The organism is Flavobacterium sp. GW821-FHT11G01 (assembly GCF_058808175.1).
Window position 1 is genome coordinate 688,855 of record NZ_JBXARK010000001.1, and the last position, 26,080, is coordinate 714,934.

At 33.8% G+C, this 26,080-nt stretch carries 26 protein-coding genes; 17 read left to right on the top strand and 9 right to left on the bottom strand.

Annotation, left to right across the window (positions count from 1 at the left end):
* Positions 1–73 precede the first annotated feature (73 nt).
* From AC1RRN_RS03025 to AC1RRN_RS03035, 3 genes are all read left to right on the top strand, one after another.
* Entirely contained in the window at positions 74–2,290 is a 2,217-nt protein-coding gene (locus tag AC1RRN_RS03025; protein WP_492965879.1) for a glycoside hydrolase family 3 C-terminal domain-containing protein, read from the top strand.
* Positions 2,291–2,526: 236 nt separating this feature from the next.
* Complete coding sequence (locus AC1RRN_RS03030) at positions 2,527–3,177, top strand: DUF1349 domain-containing protein (protein ID WP_492965880.1); 651 nt, start codon at positions 2,527–2,529, stop codon at positions 3,175–3,177.
* Between the two features lie 254 nt (positions 3,178–3,431).
* Positions 3,432–4,586, top strand: a complete 1,155-nt coding sequence (locus AC1RRN_RS03035; RefSeq protein WP_492965881.1) for an acyltransferase family protein — start codon at positions 3,432–3,434, stop codon at positions 4,584–4,586.
* 214 nt (positions 4,587–4,800) lie between these two features.
* On the opposite strand, the gene AC1RRN_RS03040 is transcribed toward AC1RRN_RS03035, so the two are convergent.
* Entirely contained in the window at positions 4,801–5,907 is a 1,107-nt protein-coding gene (locus AC1RRN_RS03040; protein WP_492965882.1) for an NADH:flavin oxidoreductase, read from the bottom strand.
* Between the two features lie 6 nt (positions 5,908–5,913).
* Positions 5,914–6,216 carry an ArsR/SmtB family transcription factor gene (locus AC1RRN_RS03045; protein WP_492965883.1) on the bottom strand — a complete coding sequence of 101 codons (303 nt, stop codon included), beginning with the start codon at positions 6,214–6,216 and terminating at the stop codon, positions 5,914–5,916.
* 256 nt (positions 6,217–6,472) lie between these two features.
* On the opposite strand from AC1RRN_RS03045, the gene AC1RRN_RS03050 reads away from it, so the two are divergent.
* Together AC1RRN_RS03050 and AC1RRN_RS03055 are read left to right on the top strand one after the other, a co-directional pair.
* Positions 6,473–6,973 (top strand): TlpA family protein disulfide reductase, encoded by a 501-nt coding sequence (locus AC1RRN_RS03050; protein ID WP_492965884.1) that lies wholly within the window; start codon positions 6,473–6,475, stop codon positions 6,971–6,973.
* A 17-nt stretch (positions 6,974–6,990) separates the two neighbouring features.
* Positions 6,991–7,461, top strand: a complete 471-nt coding sequence (locus AC1RRN_RS03055; RefSeq protein ID WP_492965885.1) for a hypothetical protein — start codon at positions 6,991–6,993, stop codon at positions 7,459–7,461.
* A 175-nt stretch (positions 7,462–7,636) separates the two neighbouring features.
* Here the strand turns inward: AC1RRN_RS03055 and AC1RRN_RS03060 are convergent, their stop codons facing one another.
* Genes AC1RRN_RS03060 through AC1RRN_RS03075 form a run of 4 tightly spaced genes read right to left on the bottom strand, consistent with a single transcriptional unit; the run spans position 7,637 to position 10,627 of the window.
* On the bottom strand, positions 7,637–8,797 hold the full coding sequence (locus AC1RRN_RS03060) for a chromate transporter (RefSeq protein ID WP_492965886.1): 1,161 nt from the start codon (positions 8,795–8,797) through the stop codon (positions 7,637–7,639).
* A gap of 12 nt (positions 8,798–8,809) precedes the next feature.
* The gene (locus AC1RRN_RS03065) at positions 8,810–9,310 is read right to left on the bottom strand and encodes a hypothetical protein (protein WP_492965887.1); all 501 of its coding nucleotides are present in this window, start codon (positions 9,308–9,310) and stop codon (positions 8,810–8,812) included.
* A 56-nt stretch (positions 9,311–9,366) separates the two neighbouring features.
* On the bottom strand, positions 9,367–10,233 hold the full coding sequence (locus AC1RRN_RS03070; protein WP_492965888.1) for a chromate resistance protein ChrB domain-containing protein: 867 nt from the start codon (positions 10,231–10,233) through the stop codon (positions 9,367–9,369).
* A gap of 10 nt (positions 10,234–10,243) precedes the next feature.
* Positions 10,244–10,627, bottom strand: coding sequence for a hypothetical protein (locus AC1RRN_RS03075; protein ID WP_492965889.1), 384 nt, complete (start codon positions 10,625–10,627; stop codon positions 10,244–10,246).
* A gap of 222 nt (positions 10,628–10,849) precedes the next feature.
* Here AC1RRN_RS03075 and galA point away from each other — a divergent pair, with 222 nt between their 5' ends.
* Positions 10,850–13,672, top strand: a complete 2,823-nt coding sequence (gene galA, locus AC1RRN_RS03080) for a beta-galactosidase GalA (RefSeq protein WP_492965890.1) — start codon at positions 10,850–10,852, stop codon at positions 13,670–13,672.
* 97 nt (positions 13,673–13,769) lie between these two features.
* Here the strand turns inward: galA and AC1RRN_RS03085 are convergent, their stop codons facing one another.
* On the bottom strand, positions 13,770–14,750 hold the full coding sequence (locus tag AC1RRN_RS03085) for an SMP-30/gluconolactonase/LRE family protein (protein WP_492965891.1): 981 nt from the start codon (positions 14,748–14,750) through the stop codon (positions 13,770–13,772).
* Positions 14,751–14,850: 100 nt separating this feature from the next.
* Entirely contained in the window at positions 14,851–15,438 is a 588-nt protein-coding gene (locus AC1RRN_RS03090) for a Crp/Fnr family transcriptional regulator (RefSeq protein WP_492965892.1), read from the bottom strand.
* A 143-nt stretch (positions 15,439–15,581) separates the two neighbouring features.
* Between AC1RRN_RS03090 and AC1RRN_RS03095 the strand changes: the two genes are divergently transcribed.
* From AC1RRN_RS03095 to AC1RRN_RS03120, 6 genes are all read left to right on the top strand, one after another.
* The gene (locus AC1RRN_RS03095; RefSeq protein ID WP_492965893.1) at positions 15,582–16,454 is read left to right on the top strand and encodes a helix-turn-helix domain-containing protein; all 873 of its coding nucleotides are present in this window, start codon (positions 15,582–15,584) and stop codon (positions 16,452–16,454) included.
* A gap of 183 nt (positions 16,455–16,637) precedes the next feature.
* Positions 16,638–17,051 carry a (R)-mandelonitrile lyase gene (locus AC1RRN_RS03100; RefSeq protein ID WP_492965894.1) on the top strand — a complete coding sequence of 138 codons (414 nt, stop codon included), beginning with the start codon at positions 16,638–16,640 and terminating at the stop codon, positions 17,049–17,051.
* Positions 17,052–17,077: 26 nt separating this feature from the next.
* Complete coding sequence (locus AC1RRN_RS03105) at positions 17,078–17,482, top strand: cupin domain-containing protein (RefSeq protein ID WP_492965895.1); 405 nt, start codon at positions 17,078–17,080, stop codon at positions 17,480–17,482.
* A gap of 161 nt (positions 17,483–17,643) precedes the next feature.
* Positions 17,644–18,696 (top strand): NAD(P)-dependent alcohol dehydrogenase, encoded by a 1,053-nt coding sequence (locus AC1RRN_RS03110; RefSeq protein ID WP_492965896.1) that lies wholly within the window; start codon positions 17,644–17,646, stop codon positions 18,694–18,696.
* Positions 18,697–18,880: 184 nt separating this feature from the next.
* Entirely contained in the window at positions 18,881–19,741 is an 861-nt protein-coding gene (locus AC1RRN_RS03115; protein ID WP_492965897.1) for an AraC family transcriptional regulator, read from the top strand.
* A 57-nt stretch (positions 19,742–19,798) separates the two neighbouring features.
* Positions 19,799–21,154, top strand: a complete 1,356-nt coding sequence (locus AC1RRN_RS03120; protein WP_492965898.1) for an amidohydrolase — start codon at positions 19,799–19,801, stop codon at positions 21,152–21,154.
* Between the two features lie 200 nt (positions 21,155–21,354).
* Here AC1RRN_RS03120 and AC1RRN_RS03125 read toward each other — a convergent pair whose 3' ends face one another.
* The gene (locus AC1RRN_RS03125; RefSeq protein ID WP_492965899.1) at positions 21,355–21,942 is read right to left on the bottom strand and encodes a DUF4142 domain-containing protein; all 588 of its coding nucleotides are present in this window, start codon (positions 21,940–21,942) and stop codon (positions 21,355–21,357) included.
* A gap of 401 nt (positions 21,943–22,343) precedes the next feature.
* On the opposite strand from AC1RRN_RS03125, the gene AC1RRN_RS03130 reads away from it, so the two are divergent.
* The 5 genes from AC1RRN_RS03130 to AC1RRN_RS03150 all read left to right on the top strand — a co-directional run bounded on the left by AC1RRN_RS03130 (position 22,344) and on the right by AC1RRN_RS03150 (position 25,974).
* A complete protein-coding gene (locus tag AC1RRN_RS03130) occupies positions 22,344–23,393 on the top strand; it encodes a hypothetical protein (RefSeq protein ID WP_492965900.1) in 1,050 nt (349 codons plus the stop codon).
* A gap of 54 nt (positions 23,394–23,447) precedes the next feature.
* Entirely contained in the window at positions 23,448–23,933 is a 486-nt protein-coding gene (locus AC1RRN_RS03135) for a putative periplasmic lipoprotein (RefSeq protein WP_492965901.1), read from the top strand.
* Between the two features lie 5 nt (positions 23,934–23,938).
* The gene (locus AC1RRN_RS03140; protein WP_492965902.1) at positions 23,939–24,364 is read left to right on the top strand and encodes a DoxX family protein; all 426 of its coding nucleotides are present in this window, start codon (positions 23,939–23,941) and stop codon (positions 24,362–24,364) included.
* A 183-nt stretch (positions 24,365–24,547) separates the two neighbouring features.
* Complete coding sequence (locus AC1RRN_RS03145; RefSeq protein WP_492965903.1) at positions 24,548–24,772, top strand: Rho termination factor; 225 nt, start codon at positions 24,548–24,550, stop codon at positions 24,770–24,772.
* 110 nt (positions 24,773–24,882) lie between these two features.
* Positions 24,883–25,974 carry a DNA topoisomerase IB gene (locus AC1RRN_RS03150; protein WP_492965904.1) on the top strand — a complete coding sequence of 364 codons (1,092 nt, stop codon included), beginning with the start codon at positions 24,883–24,885 and terminating at the stop codon, positions 25,972–25,974.
* Positions 25,975–26,080: the final 106 nt, after the last annotated feature.

A 26,080-nucleotide genomic window follows, 5' to 3' on the forward strand; every position in this document is an offset into this window, starting at 1 on the left:
CAATATTATTATAAGGTACTTTTGACTAAAAGTATTTTTCCTGTAAATTAAATGCTTTAATAAATTAATAGTTATGTTTAAAAACGTTAAAACTCTTCTTGTGCTACTTGTGTTGAGTTCGTTTGGGATTAATGCCCAAAATAAAGTTCCGGTTTATCTTGATGATAAAAAGCCAATTAATGAGCGTGTAGAAGATGCACTTTCGAAAATGACAACTGCTGAAAAAATTGCCATGATTCATGCGCAATCAAAATTTAGTTCGCCGGGTGTTCAACGTCTGGGAATTCCTGAAAACTGGATGACTGACGGACCACACGGAATTCGTACCGAAGTAAAATGGGATGAATGGGATCAGGCAGGATGGACAAACGATTCTTGTATCGCTTTTCCTGCGCTTACCGCACTTTCTGCAACATGGAATAAAGAATTGGCTTCATTATATGGTAAATCAATAGGAGAAGAAGCACGTTACCGTAACAAAAATGTACTATTAGGACCTGGAGTAAATATTTACAGAACACCATTAAACGGTCGTAATTTCGAATATATGGGTGAGGATCCTTTCCTAACTTCAAAAATGGTAGTTCCTTATATTAAAGGAGTGCAATCTAATGGAGTTGCTGCCTGTGTAAAACATTTTGCCTTAAACAATCAGGAAACAAACCGTAACACGGTAAACGTAATTGTTGATGATCGTGCATTATACGAAATTTATTTGCCAGCTTTTAAAGCAGCTGTACAAGAGGGTGATGCATGGGCAATTATGGGATCTTACAATAAATACAAGGGACAACAATGTTGCCACAATGAATTTTTGTTAAACGATATTCTTCGTGGAGAATGGGGTTTTAAAGGTGTTGTAATCTCAGATTGGGGTGGTGTTCATGATACAAAACAAGCGATTCATAATGGTTTGGATATGGAATTTGGTTCTTGGACAAATGGACTTTCCTGGGGAACAAGTAATGCGTATGACAACTATTATTTGGCAAAACCTTATTCAGAAATGATTAGAAAAGGAGAAATTGGAACTAAAGAATTAGACGAAAAAGTACGTCGTATTTTACGTTTGTCTTTCTTAACGACAATGAACAAAAACAGACCTTTTGGTTCTTTTGGAACGGAAGAACACGCTAAAGCAGGTTTAAAAATTGCAGAAGAAGGAATCGTATTACTTCAAAACAACAATAACATTCTGCCAATCAATCTTTCTAAAACTAAAAAAATCGCTGTTATTGGTGAAAATGCCATTAAAATGATGACTGTTGGTGGAGGAAGTTCTTCATTAAAAGCAAGATATGAAATTACACCTCTTGAAGGTTTAAAGAAAAGAATTGGAAATCAGGCAGAAATTGTTTACGCTCGTGGTTATGTGGGAGATCCTACAAGTAATTATAATGGCGTTATTGCAAAAGTAAGTTTAGAAGAAAAACGTTCTCCGGCAGAATTGACTGCTGAAGCTTTGAAAGTAGCAAAAGATGCTGATATTGTGCTGTTTATTGGAGGTTTGAACAAAAGTCCAAATCAGGACGATGAAGGGCACGATCGTAAAGGTTTAGAACTTTCTTATGGTCAGGATAAATTAATTTCTGAATTAGCTAAAGTAAATAAAAACATAGTTTATATAAATATTTCAGGAAATGCGGTAGCAATGCCGTGGGTAAAAGAAGTTCCGGGAATTGTTCAAGGATGGTTTTTAGGTACTGAAGCAGGAAATGCCTTAGCTGCAGTTTTAGTTGGAGATGTAAATCCTTCTGGAAAATTAACTTTCACTTTTCCTGTAAAATTATCTGATAACGGAGCACACGCTTTAGGAGATTTTCCTGGTGGAGAAGAAGTAACATACAAGGAAAGTATTTTTGTTGGATACCGTTGGGCTGACAAACAAAAAATAAAACCTTTATTTTCTTTTGGTCACGGATTAAGTTATACCACTTTTGAATACGGAAAAGTAACGGCAGACAAAAAACAAATGTCAGCGGGAGATCAGATTACATTTTCTGTAAAAGTAAAAAATACAGGAAGCAGAGAAGGATCTGAAGTAGTTCAGCTTTATATCAGTGATTTAAAATCTTCTTTGGTTCGTCCAGTTAAAGAATTAAAAGGCTTTGAGAAAGTTTCACTAAAAGCGGGAGAAGAGAAAACAGTAACTTTTACTGTTGATAAAACTGCATTAAGCTTTTTTGATGATAAAAAACACGACTGGGTTGCTGAACCGGGAGCTTTTGAAGCAATCATTGGTGCATCATCTACAGATATAAAATCTAAAGTGAATTTTTCACTTCAATAATTTCATTAATTTTCTAAATTGGTTGGTTGTAAAGCTGCAATTGTAAAAAGTTGCAGCTTTGCTTTTTAATTTTTTACCAATTAAAAAAGTTTTTTACCATTAAGACATTAAGAAAATTAAGCTTTGTGTTTAAAAAAAAAACATTAAGAAAGTTAAGTTCAAAAGAACTTAAACTTAATTTTTCTCAATCTCTTAATGGTTCAAAAAATGAATAAATGTTTGAAAAAATAAATGACATGAAAAAAATTATACTAAGTGCTTTGGTTTTATTTTTGGTTCAAAACCTTTCGGCGCAAAGCCTGAACAAAATGCAATGGTTTAATGAACCTGAAAAATGGGAAATTAAAAACAATGCTTTGATTATGAATGTTACAGCGAGCAGTGATTATTGGCGTATTTCCCACTATGGATTTACCGTTGATGATGCGCCTTTTTATTACGCAACTTACGGCGGAGAATTTGAAGCCAAAGTGAAAATAACAGGTAATTACATCGCCCGTTTTGACCAAATGGGATTAATGATTCGTATTGACGAAAAAAACTACATTAAAACCGGAGTTGAATTTGTTGACGGAAAATTCAATATCAGCACTGTTGTAACGCATGATAAAAGTGATTGGAGTGTAACAACTTTGGATAAAGCGCCACCATTTGTCTGGATAAAAGTAATAAGAAGATTAGATGCTGTTGAAGTGTTTTTCTCTTATGATGACAAAAATTACATCTTGACGAGAAATGCACCTTTACAAGATAATACGCCAGTTATGGTGGGTTTGATGGCTGCATCACCAGACGGAAAAGGTTTTGAAGCTAAATTCGAAAATTTTAAAGTAACACATTTGCCAGACCAAAGAAGATTGGAATGGCTTAAGAATCATCAGGAATAAAAGAATTAGATAAATTAGATAAATTAGATAAATTAGATAAATTAGATAATTAGATAATTAGAAAATTATGTTTGCGTAAAGCTTTGCAAAATAATATGTTGTAAAGTTAATTTAACCGCAAAGTGCGCAAAGTATTTTTATAGTTTGCTTGCAATTGGCTTTATTAAGATCGCAAAGCTTTGCGATCTTAATAAAGCCATTGCGCACTTTGCGGTTAAATAAATTCAATAATAATTAACCATTAACCATTTTTTATGAGTTCAATTTCTACCGATTTTAAACCAAAAAAACATTACGAAATTCTGGATGGTTTGCGTGGAGTAGCGGCTATTTTAGTCGTAGCTTTTCATATTTTCGAAGCGCATAACGGAGGAAGCAGATTTAAACAAATTATTAACCACGGTTATTTAGCAGTCGATTTTTTTTTCCTTTTATCCGGTTTTGTGGTGGCATATGCTTACGACGACCGCTGGGCAAAAATGACACAATGGGAGTTTTATAAAAGACGTTTGATTCGTCTGCAACCCATGGTAATTATGGGAATGATCATTGGTGCTATTTTCTATTATTTTCAGGCTTCAGATATTTTATTTCCACAAATTGCGGGAATGGAAGTATGGAAGGTAATTGTAACTATGGTTATCGGATTTACATTATTACCAATTCCGCCCTCATTGGAAATCAGAGGCTGGGGCGAAATGCATCCGCTTGACGGGCCCGCATGGTCACTTTTTTTCGAATATATTGCCAATATTTTATATGCTGTTTTATTTCGTAAATTTTCGAATAAGGTAATGACAGTATTTGTATTGATATTCGCCGGAATGTTAATTAATTACACTGTTTTTGGATCAAAAGGAGATGTGATTGGAGGTTGGTCATTAAATCTGGAACAAATGAATGTTGGTTTTACTCGTTTGTTGTATCCGTTTTTTGCAGGTGTTTTACTTTGTCGTTTAGGAAAATTAATTCACATAAAAGGCGCTTTCTGGATTTGTAGTTTAATGATTTCAGCAGTTTTGATCATACCAAGAATTGGAGATGAAAACAGCTTATGGATGAACGGTTTATACGAATCTTTCTGTATTATTTTAGTATTTCCTCTTATTGTTGCGATTGGTGCCGGCGGTGAAATTAAAAGTGCTTTTTCGGCTAAAATATGCAAACTTTTAGGCGATATATCCTATCCAATTTATATCACGCATTATCCGTTAATTTATTGGTATACTGCCTGGGTTGTTGATAATAAAGTAGCATTAAAAGACGGCTATGGTATAGGAATTGGCGTTTTAGTTGCCAGTATTGTGATCGCTTATTTATGCTTGAAATTATACGATGAGCCCGTTAGAAATTGGCTTCAAAATAAGATGCAAGGTTCAAAGTTCCAAAGTTCCAAAGGAACAAAGTAAAAAGGAAACCTTTGCCCCTTTGTACCTCTGCAACTTTGTACCTAAAATTAAAAATATTGAATTTCTAATTTTGTTAGTTATTAGCTATTCAAAAAAGGGATGAAACAAATTATGTTTCATCCCTTTTGTATTAAAGATATTTTAAACATTTGCATTAATAAAGAGAAACAAAAACTTAGAATCTTAGAATCTCAGTACCTTAGAATCTTAAAAATTATTCTAAAACCAATTGACCTAAAGCTTCTTTACTAAAACCTTTCAACTCATCTGTTTTTCCGGCTTTGATTTTCGCAACCCAATTTGGATCAGATAAAAGAGGTCTTCCAACGGCAACTAGATCAAAATCGCCTCTGTCGAAACGTCTGTTCAATTCATCTAAAGAAGTTGGTTCAGAGCTTTCTCCTGCAAAAGCTCCAAAGAAATCACTGGAAAGTCCAACAGAACCTACCGTAATAGTTGGCGCTCCGGTTACTTTTTTAGCCCAACCGGCGAAGTTCAAATCAGAACCTTCAAACTCAGGTTCCCAGAATCTGCGTTGTGAAGCGTGTATAATATCAACTCCGGCATCAACAAGAGGTGTAAGCCATGCTTCTAATTCTTCTGGGTTTTTAGCCAGTTTATAATTGTAATCAGAAGGTTTAAATTGAGAAAAACGCATGATAACAGCGAAATCATTTCCAACTTGTTTTCTGATTTCTTTTACAACTTCAATAGCAAAACGGTTACGTTCCGGTAATGTTTTTCCGCCATAAATATCGGTACGTAAATTAGTTTCGGCTCTAAAGAACTGATCAATTAAATAACCGTGTGCACCGTGAATTTCAATAGTATCAAAACCTAGTCTTTTGGCATCAGCAGCGGCTTGACCAAAGGCAAGTATAGTATCTTCAATATCTTTTTCAGACATGCTAATTCCATTTCTAAAATCAGGTCGGTTTAATCCTGAAGGACCTTCAAAAGGAACAGGTGGAATCCACCCGGAATGATGATTGTCCATAATTCCCATATGCCAGATTTGTGGTCCCATTTTTCCACCGGCAGCGTGAACTTCATCAATCACTTTTTTCCATCCTTTTAGAGATTTATCACCGTGAAAATGAGGGACATTGGCATCATTTGATGATGAAGGTCTGTTAATTACAGTTCCTTCAGATAATATTAATCCAACTTCACCTTCAGCTCTTTTTTGGTAGTAAGAAGCTACTTCATCAGTTGGAATTCCGTTTGGAGAAAAGGAACGCGTCATTGGCGCCATTACGATTCGGTTTTTCAGGTTTAACGATTTTAAGTTAAACGGTGAAAACAGGTTGTTTGTACTCATAGTAATTTACAAATTTGTTTGAATTAATTTACTGAGTGCTTCAAAGGCACCTTCGTTGCGTTTGTAGTAAGTCCATTGTCCAACGCGTGTAGCTTCAATAAAACCGGCACGTTGTAAAATAGACAAGTATTCAGAAACTGTAGATTGTGTCAGTCCGGCTTTGGCCTGAATTTGTCCCACGCAAACTCCGTGTTCAAATCCTGCATGTTTTAATTGATCCGGAAAGTGTATTTCGGGTTCTTTTAGCCATTCCAGCATTTGTAGTCTGGATTTGTTTGACAGCGCCTTAAAGATTTCTATATGTTCCATGCTGCAAATATATCGACTTTTCCCGATATATCAATTTAGAGAAAAATATTTAGGAAAATTTTATGATGTAGGAGCTGGACATAAAATGTATTTGAGGATTAAAATATATTGAAAGAAGTATTTATATTTGTTGGTGTAATAATCACGCAAAGTCGCAGAGGCGTAAAGTTTTTAAAGCAAAATACTTCGCTACTCTGCGACTTTGCGTGAGATTTAAATCAGATAACCCAAATTATCAAAAAAACTTAACCATTTTATGAAAAAAACTTTACTCGTTTTAGGATTCTTATGCTTTGTAATAACCAGCTCAAAAGCACAAGTTGTTGGTCTTGAAGTAGGAGATATAGCACCAGAAATTGACCTTCCGGATACAAAAGGAAATAATGTAGCACTAACTTCTTTAAGGGGGGATTTAGTTTTAATTGACTTTTGGGCATCCTGGTGCGGACCATGTACAAAGGAACATCCGGAATTGATAAAATTATATAATACTTATCCGGGTAAATTATCCATTTACAGCGTTTCAATGGATACTAAGAAACCACTTTGGCTGGGAGCTATTGCCAAACAAAAACTTCCATGGATACAAGTAAGTGATCTTAAATATTGGAAATCTCCAGCTGCTACAGATTATATGCTTCAATCTGTACCATTAAATTTTTTAATAGACAAAAACGGAATTATTTTAGCTAAAAACATTCATGGAAATGCTTTGAATGAAATGGTGAAGAGTATATTGGCTCCACAGCAAAACTAAAAAAGGTATTATATTAGATGGAATCAAAACTCAGTATATCTGAATTCAGAATCAGATTAAAAAATAATACTGAAATTGGTTCTACAACTTCACAATTAGGAAGGGTTAGAATATTTCCAATATCCGGTACAATAAAGCCCTTTTATGGATTTTTTGATGATAACAGTTTTTGTTTAACTGTAAATTCAACAAAGTCATCAACAAATTTTATCATAAGAGGAAAATATAAGAGTATTAATGATAGACTTAAAGTTGATTGTATTGTTGAACCAGGTAATAAATACAAGCAATTTTGGACGTACTATTCTCCAATAATTCTTATCGTGGTAATCAATATATTTTTCCTCTTTTTCGCAAGAGGACTCAGACGAGCGTCTACAATCGTTAACTTGTTTTTACTTTTTATGGCTTTTTATTCGAGATGGAATGAAGAGAGAAAAAGAAAAAAATTAGAACAAAGGTTTATTCAAATTTTTGAAATTAGATAAGATTGGTATGGTAAGCTTAGCGAATTAATTTTACCGCAAAGCACGCAAAGTATTTTTTTGTAATTGACTTTATTAAGTTCGCAAAGCTGTATGTGATTAACTTTGCAAACATTGCGTAACCCCTTTGCGAACATTGCGGTTAGACTAAACGATCCAAAACCTGTAACCTCGCCATTTATATAAATTTTATAATTAAACCAACAGCAGCAGCAATAAGTATGATGTAAGGTTCAGCAATATTCTTAACATATAGTAAAGTCGCAATTGTGGCAATGGCTATAAAAGCAGTTGGAATATCAACTATAGTTCGCGAGGCAATTACAAAAACAGAGCCTACTAACGCTCCAATAACGGCTGCCGTAATGCCATCAACAAATGATTTAACCGATGTATTTTTGGCAATTTTATGAAAAGAAGGTGCCATTGCAACGGTAAATAAATAGCAAGGTAAAAATGTTGCTAAAGCAGCAACCAGAGCCCCAAGAAAGCCGTCAACCAAATAACCAATGAATCCGACTGTAATCACTACTGGCCCGGGTGTAATCATGGCAACTGCAACAGAATCCAGAAATTGTTGCTCTGTCAGCCAATGATTTTCGATTACAACACCTGAATGTAAAAAGGGTACAATAGCTAATCCACTTCCAAATACAAATGTTCCTGCTTGCGCAAAGAAGATCGCGATTTTTAGTAATGTATCGTTTTCATAATTCCAAAAAGGAATTTGCAGAAGCAATATCGAATTTATAGATTTTGGGTTCCACCATTTTGGCGGTGACTTTATAATCATATATAAAAATCCTGCAGTAATAAATAATAAAACGGGTTCTTGTTGTGTAGTAAAAGTTACGCCAAGAGCAATGAGAAAAAACAACCACAATAACCAATTTAGTTTAAAAGATTCTATGTTGAATTTGCCAATAGATTTTACAGTAAGCTTATATGAACTTACCAGTATAAGACCAATTACAGCTGCGCCAATGCCATAAAACACAGCCTGAATCCAGGATAATCCTCCATATAATTTGTATATGATTCCTAAAAGAACAACCATTAAAAAAGAAGGTAATATAAATGCAAATCCTATTAAAGTGGCGCCTAATAATCGATAATGTACAAAACCAATATAGATGCCTAATTGAGCAGCTAAGGGACCAGGAGCTAATTGTGCTAAAGCTAAGCCTTGTTTGTATTCTTCTTCGGAAATCCATTTGCGATTTTCTACTAAATCTTTGTGCATGTAACCAACAAGAGCAACCGGGCCTCCAAAACCTATTGTGCCTAGTTTTAAAAAATATAAGGTTAATTCTTTTAATGAATATTTTAAATCTGCCATTGGTATCGTTTTTTAGAAAGCAATTCCAAATTGAAAACCTACAGTAAATGTTGCCGGATGATCATTTCCAAATCTCACCGGAAGCGGAACCGCAACAAAATAACTGCAATTCTCGCTTTTTATTACTGTTTTATTAATGACCGGAGTAAAACCGTATCGGCCGCTGCTTTCAAATGCTGCTCTTCCGGCAAAAGTATAGCCGTTTCCGAGAGCGACTAAAACGCCGGGATGAAAGAGTAAATTAGTTACTTTGTCACTTCCTCCCTGTACTTTTATGTTGGGAACAACTTCAAAAGAAAATCCTATTTTTTGATTTTTCCAGATGTTGATTCCGGTTGGAAAACCAATGGCGTAATAATCCCTGAAATTTAAATTCGTTTGCTCATTGCTTATCGTTACAATGGGATGAAGAATACCAAAATAACCTGTTATTTTAGGATATGTTGTTTGAGAAAATGCAGTAATAGTGCTTATAAATACAGCTATAAAAGTAATTTGTTTAAATGAAATCATGATAGTTTTTGTTTGTAAAACAAAACTATATAGACTTAGTAGATATAAATAGAATCTTATTTACCTTTTGTATCTGGTTTACTTTTTAGTGTATTTTTTCTGTATGAAGAAGGATTTTTCCCAGTATGTAGTTTAAAAATTCGGGTGAAATGACTTTGGTCTGAAAAGCCTGTCATATAAGCAATTTCAGTAAGAGTATAAGTAGAATTTTGAATGAGTTGTATCGCTTTTTCAATTCGCAATTTTCGAACATATTCTCCAAAATTCAAATCCTCAAAATATTTAGAAAATTCTCTGGATAAGTAAGATGGATTAAGTTCAAGATCATTTGAAATTTTTTTGAGATCAAAAGCAAACTGAGTATCAATCTGATCCTGAATAATTTCTTTTAAATCTTTAACCCACGAAGGTGTTTTTTTGTTTGATTTTTGATCGGTTAAAAACTTATTATAAACCTCATGAAGTAAATTTTCAAACGGACTATTTTGCAAATGATTTTGTTTGTACAAATAGGTTGCCCAACTGTAAAGCGCGTCATATATAACCATTCCATTTGTCAATAACTCAGCGTCATTGGTAATATTATGCGAAAGTCCGGCAGAAATCGCCCAAAGCCCGGCTGATTCTTTTGCAAGATCATGTTGATCCGTATCGGCCCCGCGAACTATTTTAGCCATTATTAAAACGGCTGGATCTTTAATTTGATGTTTTTTTACAATATAATCAAAAGTGCATTCTTCGTTGTAATGTGTATATTCTACATTAGGAATGTCAAACGGAATCGCATTTAATACTTCGGCTTTAGCCAGAACATCATCAAAAGGAACATAAATGAATTCGGCATCCTGATCAACAAACTTTTTGATTAGCCATGGGCATGCAATTCTGTCAATTTTAGGTCTTTCTCTGGTGATCCATTTCATTTGACAACAGTTAGTTCATTCCTTCAGTAATATCTCTCACGCCTCCAAAACTGGTTTTTAGCAATTCTCTTACCTGAAATTGTGTTTTATTTCGGGTAATAGCATTCCATTCTTTAAAATCATAAACATGAATTTGTTTCGCATACGGATTGGTCACGAAAGAAAGTCGGGAAATGGAATATTTAAAATATTTTAATTCGTGGGATATATGTCGGTTTGGCACCACAATAAGTATGGTTTCCCACTTTAGAAAATCCTTTGGAATATCTGGTCTTTCGGTTAATCCAAGATGATCAAAAAAAGCAATTATTTTTTGATCATTTAATTTATCTATTTTTTCATCAATACGCTTAATGGTGCTAAGAAGCGTATTTTCGTCTTTTATAACACTCATGATTAATTTTGGTTTTGTTAAATTTCAATATAAAAATACGTCAAAACAATAAGATTTGGTAAAGAACCGCTGATAGAATGATTCTAAATTTTTAACGTCTAATTTTCAGGTATTATTGTTTGAGATAAAGATCAGATTTTGATAAAATACTATTAATTTATACCATTTTAAAACTTTAATTTTAGAGCTATTTCCAAATCATTTCTGTAAACCGCATTATTCATGAAAACTATTTTTTCAAAGGAAATATTATCCTGTTTTATTTTTTTGATTTCGTTTTGTACTTCTTCACAAAATAAATCAGAAAGAGAATTGACTTTAATTGATAAAGACTGGCATTTCTCATTTGGACATTTATATGATACTCAAAAAGATTTTGGACATGCTGAAGGTTACTTCTCTTATTTGACAAAAACCGGATTTGGTGACGGACCTGCAGCGTCAGGTTTTGATGACCGTGCCTGGCGAAAATTAGATCTTCCTCACGATTGGGCCGTGGAGCAGCCATTTAGCGAAAAAGCAAGTTATAGCCACGGGTTTAAAACGGCAGGAAAAGGTTTTCCTGAAAAAAGCATTGGTTGGTATAGAAAGAAAATAAGCATTCCGGAAAGCGATAAAGGCCGAATTATTTCCTTAAAATTTGATGGCGTTTTCAGAAACTCAAAAGTATTTTTTAATGGTTATTTTCTCGGAACAGAAGAAAGCGGTTACAATGGTTTTGAATATGATGTTTCTGCTTACGTAAATTATGGCGGAGAAAATACAATTGCTGTTCGTGTTGATGCTTCAATGGAAGAAGGCTGGTTTTATGAAGGTGCCGGAATTTATCGACATGTTTATCTTCAAAAAACAAACCCGATTTGTGTTGTTGAAAACGGGACTTATATAACATCAGAAATAAAAAACAATAGTGCTGAAATCAGGGCAGAAGTTACAGTAGAGAATAAAGGAAATTATAGTGGTTCAATTGAAATAATTCAGACAATTTTTGATGCAACAGGAAAAGAAATTACTTCTGTTTCTGAAAATGGTGAAGCTCCTAAATTTTACAAAACAACCAATTTCATTTCAAATTTTGAAGTAAAAAATCCATTATTATGGGATATTGAAAATCCGAATTTATATCGATTACGAACTGAAATTAAGCAAAATGGGAAAGTAATTGATAGTTATGAAACGCCTTTCGGAATAAGAACAATTCGATTTGATGCTGAAAAAGGTTTCTTTCTGAATGGAAAATCGGTAAAACTAAAAGGAACCAACAATCATCAGGATCATGCCGGAATTGGAACTGCTTTGCCAGATGAATTGCAGTATTACCGAATTAAAAAACTCAAAGAAATGGGTTCGAATGCCTATCGCTGCTCGCATCATCCGCCAACTCCGGAATTACTGAAAGCCTGTGATGAATTAGGAATGCTTGTAATTGATGAAACTAGATTGATGGGAATTAACGATTATCATCTTAATGATTTAAAGCGAATGATCGAACGCGACCGCAATCATCCGAGTATTTTTTGCTGGTCAGTTGGAAATGAAGAATGGAATATTGAAGGAAATATCGTTGGTGAACGTGTTACAAATGTGATGCAGGGATTTGCAAAAAGTATTGATTCGACGAGACCAATTACAGTTGGAATCAGCAGCGGTTTTAAAAGCGGAATATCGTCTGTAGTCGAAATAATGGGTTATAATTATTTAGGAAACGGCGATATCGACGCACATCGAAATGCGTTTAAAAATCAACCCGGAATGGGAACGGAAGAAGGTTCAACTTTTGCAACACGAGGTATTTATTTTACAGATGCCAAACATTACCAAAGTGCTTACGATAAAAAACCACGCCCAACATTTTACAGCATCGAAGAAGGCTGGAAGTTTTATGCTAAAAGACCCTATTTGGCAGGAATGTTCATTTGGACCGGTTTTGATTATCGCGGTGAACCAACGCCTTATGGCTGGCCGTCAGTAACCTCTTATTTTGGAATGATGGATGTTTGCGGTTTCCCGAAAGACAATGTTTTCTATTTGAAATCGTGGTGGGGAAATGAACCTGTTCTGCATATTCTGCCACATTGGAACTGGAGTGGAATGGAAGGAAAAGAAGTTGACGTTTGGGCGTATTCGAATTGTGATGAGGTCGAGCTTTTTCTTAACAAAAAAAGCCTCGGCAAGAAGAAAATGGAGCAAAATGGTCATTTAGAATGGAAGGTAAAATATCAACCCGGAACTTTGGAAGCAGTCGGTTTTAAAAATGGTAAAAAGGTGCTGACAGAAGTTCAAAAAACAACCGGAAATTCGGAAAGTATAAAACTTTCAGTAGATAAAGAAAATCTTTCAAACTCAAATATTGTGGTTGTAACGGCCGAATTGACTGATAAAAATGGTTTACATGTCCCAATTGCAAACGACGAAATTACCTTTTCAATAAAAGGCGGAAAAATTCTTGGAGTAGGAAATGGAGATCCAACTTCACTAGAGAGTGATAAATTTATTGATAACATTGCTCTTCTTGCTATAAATAATTTTAAGGAGAAGAAATTATCTTCACCGAATTTTCCGGATAAACTTCAGGATGATTCGGATACGGATTGGAGTGAGGCTTTTAAAAACAGAGATTATAAAAATCAAGCTCCTGCATATGTTTATAGAGGAGAATTTGAGTTGAAAAATAATTCTGACACGAATACTGTTAGTTTCTTTTACAAGAAGATAGGCAAGGAAACGTCAGTTTTTGTAAACGGAAATAAAGTTGAACCTACTAAAGAAGATTCTCAAAAATACATTTTAAATAATGCCATTTTAAAAGAAGGCAAAAACACGATTTATATTGCAACAACGCCATTGCAAAAAATAAAAGACTGGGATGTAATGAATACCGATCCCGGAATTATCCAAGTAGTAGCTCCGGCAGAATCCTGGAAAAGAAAACTATTTAACGGATATGCACAAATTATCATTCAAAAAGATGAAAATGGAAAAGAAGTTATTTTAACAGCTTCTGCAAAAAGGTTACGAACTGGAAGTTTAGTTTTGAAAAAATAGTTTGAAGTTATTTAACCGCAAGGTTCGCAATGATTTTACGCAAAGTTCGCAAGGGAAAACTTAGTGAACTTTGCGGTTAAATTAACCTTCAACAAAACTAGTTTATTCTTTGAATAGTATAACTAGACTGCGTTTTGTCTCCTGCTAATAACTTGCCCAATTTAGAATTCACGACATAAACATTTCCATCAGAAGCCAAAGCTGCAGTTGTCGGAAACTCCTCTTTTCCAATATTGGTTTCACTAATTTTTGAAGCACTCGTCCAGTTGTTCGTACTTGAAAAAGTGTACGTTTTACCCAATCCAAGGCCATTTTCAACCACAATCAAGTTATTATTTTTGTCTAATTCAATACCATCAGGAGCAGTAAATGTTGTTCTGGTAACTTCAGTAATAACAGCAGGATTCGAAAGCGATATTTTAAACAGCTTTGAATCATCGGTTTTTACAGCCAATAAATAACCATCTGGATGAAAAACGATTCCATTTAGACCAAACTGATTAGGAGCGGGTTGAAATAAAGGATTCGTTAAAAATAAGGATGCAGTGTAATTGTTGTCAATTTTATAAATATTTGGAGAAAACGAATCGGTAATATAGATATTTCCTTTAGCATCTACAGCGACATCATTTAAGCAAGATCCGGCATTTGGTGTGAAATTTTTCAAATCAATTTCTTTGATTAAGTCACCTGATGTAAGATTAAAAATACTCACTGTCGCAATACTTCCTGCGCTGTTGGCTGTACTTTTTTGAGAAATCCCTAAATCGGCGTTAGCGACTATTAATCGGTTTCGGACTTCATCAGTATAAATTCCGGTTGGTAAAAAAAGTTTGTTGCTTGTAGCAAAAATTGTAGCTCCGCCTTGTGCATTCATTACATAAACGGCTCCTTTATACAAAGAACTAAAAAGAAATTTTTCATTCTTAGAATCGTAATCAATCCCTTCAGGATAAAGGCTAATATCAGTTATTGTGTATTTGCTTTGAAAAGAAGCAGAAGTGGTTCCAGATTTTTTTTCGCTGTCACACGCCACGAAAAGAATTGAAAGTGCAGTAATTAAAATAGTATTTTTCATTTTTATAAATTAAAATTTTGTGTCCTTATTGACAATGCAAATCTGGGACAGAATACTAAAAATAAAAATGAACTGGTTTAGAAAATAAGGTTGAACTAGTTTAACTTTTTGAAGATTTCCGATTTCGAATTTTGCTTAAATATTCAGTACTAAAACCCAAATACGAAGCCAATGCGTACTGCGGAACACGTTTCGCAATTGCTGAATATTTGCTTATGAATTCGTCATAGCGTTCTTCAGCGGTTTTAGTAAAATTGGATAAAAGTCTTTTTTGTTGAAAAGCAAGAGAGCGTTGCGTAATAATGCGTTCGAATTTTTCGAGCTTCGGGATTTCCTGAAGAAATTTTTGTTCGTCTTCATAAGCAATCTGAATAAGAACAGAATCTTCCAACGCTTCAACAAATAAAGTTGCAGGTTCCTGATAAATTAAACTACTGTAATCAGAAATCCACCAATCTTCAATAGCAAATGATAAAGTGTGTTCTTTTCCGTCATTATCGACTAAGTATCCTCTGAAAGCACCTTTTACAACATAACTCTTATGCTGGCAAACAAATCCTGGCTGTACAATAAACTGTCTTTTTTTGACCTTGGTAATTTTTAAAAAAGAAGCCAGATGCGTTTTTTCATCATCTGTCAAATCAACATATCTGGAGACATAATCTATAACGGGCTGTAAGTCTTTCATGTAACAAAGATAAAATTTTTGTTTCAGGTTTTAGGTTTCAGGTTTCAAGTTGTCTAACCGCAAAGTTCGTCCTAAACCTGAAACCTGAAACAAAACAAACTTGAAACAAACTTTTTTTTATTTGATTTTCATAACTTTGCAAAATGAAAGAGCAAATAGAATGTCAGGCAACAGAACTTGGAATAAACGATTTAAAGCTGAAAGGTTTTAAAGTATACGAGGTAAATGGCGATGTAAGTAAAATTCCGACCTATAACCGTAGGGATTACTATAAAATTTGCATCAACACCAGTAAAAGCCTCATACATTACGCTGATCGCGGAATAGAAGTTGACGGCACCATTTTGTTTTTCGGAAATCCGCATATCCCTTATTCATGGGATATTATTTCGCCTGCTTATGAAGGTTATGCCTGTGTTTTTACCGAGGATTTCCTGAAGGTAAAAGATCGTTCAGAAAGCCTTCATGAATCACCTTTGTTTAAAATAGGAGGAACACCCATTTTTTCGTTAACTGCTGAACAAAAGTTGTTTATAGATTCTTTGTTTCAAAAAATGATCGAAGAACAGGAAACAGATTATGTTTTTAAAGATGATTTAATTCGCAATTACATCAATTTGATTCTGCATGAATCGATGAAAATGCAACCTTCTGAAAACTTCTTTAAACACAAAAATGCTTCATCAAGAATTACGTCATTATTTCTGGAACTTTTAGAAAGACAATTTCCGGTAGAGACAAAAGACCAGCCGCTAATTTTGAAAACACCGCAGGATTACGCGCAAAGTCTTGCAGTACATGTTAATCACCTCAATCGTTCGGTGAAAGAAGTTACCGGAAAACCTACTACAGCACATATTACAGAACGAATCATCGGCGAAGCCAAAGCTTTATTACAACATACAGACTGGAGCATTGCAGATATTGGTTACTCACTCGGATTCGAATATCCAAGCTATTTTAATAATTACTTTAAAAGACTCACCGGAACGATTCCGAAATCGTTAAGAATGTAAAATTGTTTCATATTCTTAATTTTTTGTTTGATTATCATTATCTGAGGTCGGTTTTACTAAAGTAAATTTGCATCGAAATAATTAGTATTAATCATTTATCGGTTTTTTATAAACTAAATCTAACTTCTCAAAGCGCATTCTTGCTTTCTGATTTGGTTGTTCCGATAGTAAAAACAAATAATTATGAAAACTTCAGAAAATCAATTAAACGAAATTTTTCCCAAAGGCGATTTAGCTTCGGCAGATTACTTTACAGGAAAAGCCTGGGTTAAAATGTTAGTGCCAAACGACCCGGTTTTAAATACTGCAGTTGGTAATGTCGTTTTCGAACCTGGCGCAAGAAACAACTGGCACACACATCCTGGCGGTCAAATTCTGATTGTAACGCATGGAACAGGATATTATCAGGAAGTTGGAAAACTAATTCAATTGCTACAAGTGGGCGATGTAGTCAATATTCCACCTGAACTTAAACACTGGCACGGCGCTTCTCCTGATAGTGAATTTACCCATATCGCCATCAGCACCAATACCCAAACCGGAATTGTAGATTGGTTAGAACCTGTAACCGATGCCCAATACAATAGCTTTAAATAAATACTAACTCAAAAAACAAATAAGTTATGTCAGCAAATTATACAACTGTTATCGAAGAAGGAAAAGTCCCGAATACGTATATGACGGGCAAAGTATCTTATAAAAAACAAACCAGTAATATTCACCCCGAAAATACAATGATTAAAGAAGTTACTTTTGAGCCTTCAGCAAGAAGTAACTGGCATATTAATTCAAGTCTGCATATGCTTATTGTAAAAGATGGCGTGGGCTATTATCAGGAAAAAGGAAGCGGAGTCCGCCTGATTCATAAAGATGAAGTGATTACAATTCTGCCAGGAATTGAGCATTGGTACGGAGCAACTCCGTTTAGAAAATTTTCTTACATCGCAATTATTACGGAAATTGATAAAGGTCACGGAATCTGGCTTGACAGTGTCACAGATCAGGAATACCACAGTTTTGGAAGTTAGAGGAATTAGTCAATTAGATAATTAGATAATTAGATAATTAGATAATTCTGGACTTACCTGACCACAATCTTGTTATTTCTCATTCCTTGAAATGATAAGATGTCGAGTTGCAACGTGAAACTTGAAACCTGAAACTAAGAAAACCTGAAACAAAAAATAGTATGGAAACAAAAAACGTAAAAGCTTTTGGTACAGAAGCGGCTGAAGCACCATTGCAACCATTAGATATCAAGCGCAGAGCCGTACTGGCGCATGATGTAGAAATAGAAATTTTGTATTGCGGAATTTGTCATTCTGATTTGCATTCTGCAAGAAATGAATGGCGTGGTACTGTTTATCCAATTGTTCCCGGACATGAAATTGTGGGAAGAGTGGTAAAAGTAGGTGATCACGTAAAGAATTTCAAAGTAGGTCAATTGGCTGGAGTAGGCTGCATGGTTGATTCTTGCAGAGAATGTGAGCATTGTAAAAATGATTTAGAGCAATTTTGTGATGAAGGAAATATATTAACATTTAATTCACCAGACGCCCATTTAGGCGGACAAACTTTTGGAGGATATTCTCAAAGTATAGTAGTTGATGAAAATTATGTATTGCATATTTCAGATAAATTAGATCTTGCCGGAGTTGCTCCGTTGTTATGTGCAGGAATCACAACTTATTCGCCTTTAAAACACTGGAAAGTTGGTCCTGGTCAAAAAGTGGGAATTGTTGGTATTGGAGGTTTAGGCCATATGGGCATCAAATTGGCGAAAGCAATGGGCGCTCATGTAACAGTTTTCACGACTTCACTATCAAAAACCGAAGATGCAAAACGTTTAGGAGCTGATGAAGTAGTTTTATCTACAGATCCGGAACAAATGGCGAAATATGCTAAAACATTACACTTTATTTTAGATTGCGTATCTGCCGAGCATAACATCGATTCGTACCTAAATTTACTAAAAGTAGATGGAAATCTTGTGTTAGTTGGTGCTCCTATGGATCCGCTTCCTGTAACCTCATTCAGTTTGATTTTAGGAAGAAGAAGTTTTGCAGGATCTGCCATTGGAGGAATTAAAGAAACTCAGGAAATGCTTGATTTCTGCGCAGAACACAATATTACTGCTGATATCGAATTGATTGGCGTAAACGAAGTAAATGACGCTTACGAAAGATTATTAAAAGGAGATATTAAGTATCGTTTTGTGATTGATATGGCTTCTTTGAAATAAGGTTCAAAGGCTCAAAGTAGCAAAGGTTCAAAGGTTTTCTTAACTGCGGTTCTTGTTGGACTTGCAAAAGAATTTATATAGAAGGTAAAACCTTTGAGCCTTTGTCCCTATGCAACTTTGCACCTTTATAAAAACTATTTCCTAATTTTGAAATTCACTAAGGCAAAATCTTTTGAATAAAAATTTGATTCCTACTTTATCGGTTGATACTATACTTGGAGAAGAAGCTCTGGGCATTACTTTGTTTCGCCATAGCGTAAAGGGACGAAATAGCTTTGAGCAACCTCATAAACATGATTTTTACCTTGTCTTTTTTGTAGAGAAAGGATCCGGAGTTCACAATGTCGATTTTACACAATATCAGGTAAACGATAATCAGGTTTATTTTATCAGACCAGGTCAGGTGCATAACTGGTCATTAGATGTTGATACAATCGGTTTTCAGTTAATGCTTTCATCAGAAATTGTATCTATTTTTTCTAATTTATCGCAGTTTCCTTTCTTTGAGCAAAGTGTACCTTCTTGTCTTTCTTTAAATGGAAAAGAATTTGAAGAATTTAAAAACCAGCTACACGAAATCGAATTGGTTTTACCTCACGATGATTTACTTACCAAAGAAATCGTTTTACTTCGTTTGCATTTATTGCTTAAGTTATTACAGAAAGAATATTTAACGCAATTTCCGGAACATGAATCCTCTACTAAACCTGAAAAAATAATAAAATCTTTTAATGCATTAATTGATATCCATTTTAATGCAGAATCATCAGTTCATTTTTATGCTGATAAGTTGAATATTACACCCAATTATCTCAACATTCTTTCTCAGAAATACTTAAAAACACCGGCAGGAGATGTTATAAAAGAAAGAACAATTCTCGAAGCGAAACGTTTACTTACCAGTACTGATTTGTCTATTAAAGAAATTGCCTACCAACTTGGTTTTAATGACAACGGTTATTTCACTAAAGTATTTAAAAAATATACCGGAAAAACGCCAGGCGATTTTAAGGAAAGTTATAATTTTTACCATCCTTATCCGTAATATTACCGTTGTCATTTTGATTTCTAAACGATTTTTGTAAAACAATAAATAGTCGTTATGGAAGACAATAAAATAAGCAGAAAAAAATTTCTCGGATTAGGGGCAGCAGCAACCGGAGCAGCTTTGTTTTCAGGAATGGGCGCGAACGCAATTGGAAATTCAAAACCTGAAGACAAAAAAAAATCTTTTTTAAACGAATATCTTTTAATTAATGTAAGATTGGAAGATGGCTTTGAGTACAATGAAAAAAAGGAAGTCATTGCTACCAAAACAGCTTTGTACAACATACATATTGCTAATGGAAAAATTAAAAGTATTACTTCAGGAAAATCGCCTTTAAAATTGAAAACGGTTGATGCAAAAGGATTTTTGATGCTTCCCGGTTTACGTGATATGCACATTCATATTGATAAAACGTATTATGGCGGAACCTGGAACGCAGCGCCAAGAAAAGGATATACTGTAAAAGATATGATCACGTTGGAGCAGAAATTGATTCCGCAATTATTGCCGAATTCTCAACGCAAGGCAGAAGAAGCAATAAAATTGATGCAAAGTCAGGGAAGTTATTTTGCCCGTTGTCAATGTAATATAGACCTGGTAAGCGGATTGAAAAGCCTGGAACATTTGCAGGCAGCTTTAGAAAAAAATAAAGATAGTTTTGGATGGGAAATTGTCGCTTTTCCACAACACGGAATTTTATTTTCACAGTCGGAACCATTGTTGAGAGAGGCGGCAAGTATGGGAGTAGATTTTATTGGTGGATTAGATCCTACAAATGTTGACGGAAATATGGAAAAATCACTTGATACGATGTTTCAAATTGCACTCGATACCAATAAAGGAGTGGATATTCACTTGCATGAATCGCCTCCTTCGGGAAAAGCGGCTATTGAATATATGATCAAAAAAGTAGAAGAAAATAAACAGTTACAAGGAAAAACATACATAAGTCATGGTTTTGCCCTCGCAAGAATGGATCCGAAAGATATGGAGAAAATCGCAGAGCAAATGGGAAATCTGGGTATAGGCGTGGTTTCTACGGTTCCGTTTGGAAAGACAATAATGCCAATTCCGACCTTGAAGAAATATGGGGTAAAATTAATGACTGGTACAGATAGTATTGTAGATCATTGGCAACCTTTTGGAACGTGTGATATGCTCGAAAAAGCAAAAATATGTGCACAACTTTACGGTTGGACAGATGAATACAGTTTAAGCCGAGCCTTGCATATTGCAACAAAAGATGAAGTATTACCACTTAATGATTCCGGAAACAGAGTATGGCCGGCGATAGATAACGATGCTAATTTCATTTTGGTAAAAGCAAGTTGCTCAGCCGAAGCCGTAGCCCGTTTACCGAAAAGAGAAGGTGTTTTTTATAATGGAAAAATGATTGCAGGAGTCTTGTAAAAGGGGCAAAGGTACAAAGGTTCAAAGTTGCAAAGGTTTGGAATTTTTCATTGAAAAGGAGTAAAGACTCAAAGGAGCAAAGTGTGGGGGCTTTGTACCTTTGAGCCTTTGCAACTTTGAACCTAAAAAAAAAGAAAACCCCTTAAGCAATTCAACTCTTAAGGGGTTTTTAAAATAAATAATAACCAATTAAATTTATTTTATTTTTTATCCAAATTTTGTTTTAGCATTTTGGCGTGTTCTAAATGCGCGGTCAATCCGGCAATATTATTAGATGCCCATGTTCTAACGTCTGGATCTTTTGCATCCTTAGATGCTTCTTCAAGTTTTTTGATTGCTTTTTCGTGACCGTCGATCATCATGTCAGCGAATTTTTTATCGAAATCAACACCTGATTTTTCGTTTAGTTTTTTGTATTCTTCTTGTCCGTCTTCAGTAAGAGAAGTTGGTAATGTAAAGTTTTTGGTTTTAGCCAAAGCACTCACTTCAGAAGCCGATTTAGTATGTTCGTCAACTAACATTTTTCCGAATTTTTTCACTTCAGGATTGGTACTTTTAGTTTGTGCCAATTTTCCGATTTCGATTTCAGCTAAATTAATTTCAGCCTGATCTACTAAAAACTCAGAATCATCTTCTTTACTATCTATTGAGTCGAATTTTGCTTCATTTGCATCTTCAGCAACTTCTTTTGGATCTTCTTGTTTGGTTTCATTTTTACAAGAATTCAAAAAAATAATGATTAATCCCGCTCCTAAAATTATTTTTCCGGCTAATAGTATCTTTTTCATGATTTTATAGTTTAAATGTTATGATGTAAAATTATTCAGATGCCTGACGAATCTCTTACAGCATTATTAAATAATGTTACAGGATTTAAAGATGATTATTTTTTATAGCTATTTTCTCCTGACAGGCTTTAACAGAGCTGATTTTTTATTTGTTTTTAAGCAAATTGTGGCTTTCCGTAAGGAAGTTAAATTATTAAATGATAATATTTGAAAAATAGATTTTTAACTTAAATTATAACAAATGGTTAATGTTGTTTTATGGCTGATGACCATAATAATTAGTGCTTTGGGGAACATTTAAAGCTTTATTACGTCAAATAATTTTGATGATCTTAATAAGATTTCAAATATGAGAGAATATAATTTTATCTTTAAAAACTTTAAATCGACTAATTAAATATATGAGCTTATTTAAAAGAATATTTGGAAAAACTGAAAAAGAAACAGTTTGGAATGAAAATCAAAACAATACAACTCAGGAAGCGCCATCGAAATTAAAAGAATCGCTTAATCAATATTTGACAACAGTTAATACCACAGCAAATACGCCAGAATTATTTAAGAGCGAACTGTACGATTCTCTAAATAGATATAGTGGAACTCCAGGTTTAGATTTCTCACTGAATTTAACAGATGGAAACGGTGTAACTTATAAAGAACATGAAGCATTTGAAGGTACTTTTGCCGAATGGAAAGAAATAAGATCTATTTGGGATAGAAGAAGTGTGTTATTTGCATTTTGGGATGAATCAGAATTAGCTGCTAATGAAAAATGGCAAATTGTTGAAAGATATGTAAAAGATAGATATGGACTTAAAGCTATTGAATTTGAAAAAGCTAATATAACTAAAGAAGATTTTCGTGATATTCGTTTGATTATCGCAGTGTCAAAGCTTTATCGTGTCATGAATTCTTATGAAAATGCATTATTTTATGCTGAAAGAGGATATAAATTAAGACCTGATTTGGATATAGTAAAAGTAGAATATGCTTCTGTTTTACATTTGTCAGACAAGGAAGAAGACAAAAAAATGGCACATGATTTAATGAATGAAGTTATTGAGAATAAAATTAAAAACGATACTTCAAAAGAAATTCCCTTATTGAATTATTTCGTTTTTTCTAAAGATTATATTGATTCTTCTGTATTTGCCGCCTCATTTCTTCATATGGGTAAATGTGATTTAGAAACTTGGGATAAATTAGCAGAGGAATATTATTGGTGCCCAAATTTCAGGCACGAGCATGCGGTTTTTTTAAGTCAAAATGGAGAAGGATTGCGAGCATTAGCAAAGCTAAATTCATTAGCTAATGAATTTCCATGGTTTGAAAAAGGAGTGTTGTCAAATATGGATGTTATTCAGCAAATGAGAACTCAAAATAACGATCCGCATTTCATGCAGGAAGAAATGTTGAAAATGAAAGAATACCAATCAATGTGGAGAAATTAAAAATCTAGAAGTATTTTTGAAATAACCATTTTACAATAATTAGGAAATCACACTATGAATAAAATTATTGCGTTTTTCATTTTATTGGTAATTTTTTCAGCATGTAATACAACAATAAATGTATTACCAAATTTTAAAGAAGAACAAAAAATAACGAATTACGCAGATTCTCTTTCTACAATTTGGATTACAAAATCTTCAAAATCCCGAAACATAACACTAGTTTTTCTAAAGCAATTTAAAGATAGTATTGCTATTTATCTGAATAATGATAAAATGGAAAGTTTTTATAAAAACGATTTTCATTATGATGAAAATGGTGAAGAATATATAATTCATGATGAATCTCCAAAGGCTGAAGCGAAAACCATTTTTCTTAAAAGGAAATCAAAAAATCAGATTATTATTGCTTTGAAAAATTCCGGAAAAAAAGTAACTTTCGAAATTAATAAGCTTTATGATGTTTATATCGTAAGTCACTACAATGATAGCTGGTTTTTACTCGGAACAAAATCCAGATTAGAAAAAACTAAAAAATAACTTCTATGGTCAATCAAAAATCAGTTAAAATATTTTTACGTCTTGCCATCTCAATCGGATTTCTCTCTGCAGTTGCAGATCGGTTCGGATTGTGGAATGCAGATGTTTCAGCTTGGGGAAATTGGGCAAATTTTATCGCTTATACTAAAGTTTTAAATCCGTTAATTCCGGAAAGCTTAATTGAGCCAGTTGGAATAATTGCCACAGCGGCCGAAATTATTTTTCCAATTTTTTTACTAATTGGTTTCAAAACAGAATTGTTTGCAAAACTTAGCGGTTGTTTATTATTGCTTTTCGGTTTTTCAATGATTTTTTCGGTCGGAATTAAAGCGCCACTAGATTATTCTGTTTTTACTTCTGCTGCGGCAGCTTTTGCTTTGAGTTTGATGAAAGAAAAATATCTGGAAATTGATTTATACTTTCAAAAATAACGAACTACAATTTTAACGATATAATACAAAATCCCAATTCATCTGAATTGGGATTTTTTTATGCATAAGATTTAAAAGTTAATTATGAAAATTATTACAAGAATTGTATAACAACAAAAGGTTTCTAATAGACGAATTTTGAGTATACCAAACATATAATCATTCAACCTAAAATTTTAAATCATGCATGCAGGAACTAAAAGCGACTATCACGGACTTTTGAAGGAAGGATATAGCAAAGAAGGATCAGCTCGGGTTGCAAATACACGAGATACAAAGGGTGAAAAAACAAAACCTTATGAAGAATGGACAAAAGAGGAATTATATCAGGAAGCAATAAAAGCTGGTATCCCGGGACGTTCTTACATGAGTAAAAAGAATTTGATTTATTCTTTGAAAAAAAATTAAAAAATACTGCCACAGATTGTACAGATTTTTACAGATTATGAAAGTGAAAATGGTTTTAGAAAAATCTTTTAATCTGTGCAATCTGTGGCAATAAACAAATCTAATAAACCATGAATGCAACAGCAACAGCCAAAGCTGAAAAATTAGTGAATCAGTTAATTAAAACGCCGCATTTGGTGCTCGAAAAATTAGATTTAGTATATATAAGCCATCAGGAATTGACGATTGAAAGATGCAAATGTGAAGAAGGTTTCATTTATAAAAAAAATGGACGTTGCATTAAACAAAAAAGCGAATTGAAACGTATTAATAGTTTGGTTTTACCACCAGCCTGGCAAAACGTACAAATTTCAAATTTACCAAACGGACATTTACAAGCGGTTGGTTTAGACGATAGAAACAGAAAACAATACAGATATCATCCGAAGTGGAATTTAATCAGAAATCAGACTAAATTCTATAAAATAGCAGAATTTGGATCTAAATTACCCGCTATCAGAAAACAAGTTGATACAGATTTAGAAAGAAAAGAGTGGGGAAGAGAGAAAGTAGTGGCTTTGGTCATTCGATTGATGGAAGAAACCCATATTAGAATTGGAAATGAAAAATACGCCAAAGACAATAAATCTTACGGACTTTCGACTTTGCGAAAACGCCATATTAACATTGATAAAAATTCACTCCGATTTGAATTTGTCGGAAAAAAGGGAATTCAGCATACCATTACAACCAAAAACAAACAACTTATAAAGTTAGTAAGCCGATGTGAAGAAATTCCGGGTTGGGAAGTTTTTAAATATTACGATCGAAATGGCGAAAAGAAGGTTTTAGACAGCCATATGGTCAATGAATATTTGCACAGTATTTCTGGCGAATATTTCAGTGCAAAGGACTTTAGAACCTGGGCAGCATCGATTATATTTTTTGAAAGTCTAATGGAAATGGGAACAACATCAGATGAAAAAGAAATAAAAAAGAATATTCTGGAAGCCTATGATATCACGGCAGAAGCGTTGGGAAATACAAGAAATGTCTGCAAGAATTATTACGTTCATCCTTTATTAGTTTCGACTTATGAAGACGGATCAATCCAGAAATATTTTGACAGGGTTAAAAAAAGCCGAAGCAATCAGAAATACTTTTCAAGAACCGAAATTGCTTTTTCTGAGTTAATACAAAATTATCAACTCAATTTACTGTAAGTCAGTGCTTATTGAGCTATAAATATAATGTTTAGAGTTAATGTTTATCTTTTAAAAACATGAAATTTGAGTAACAAACAAAAATCATATTAATTTAAAAATCACG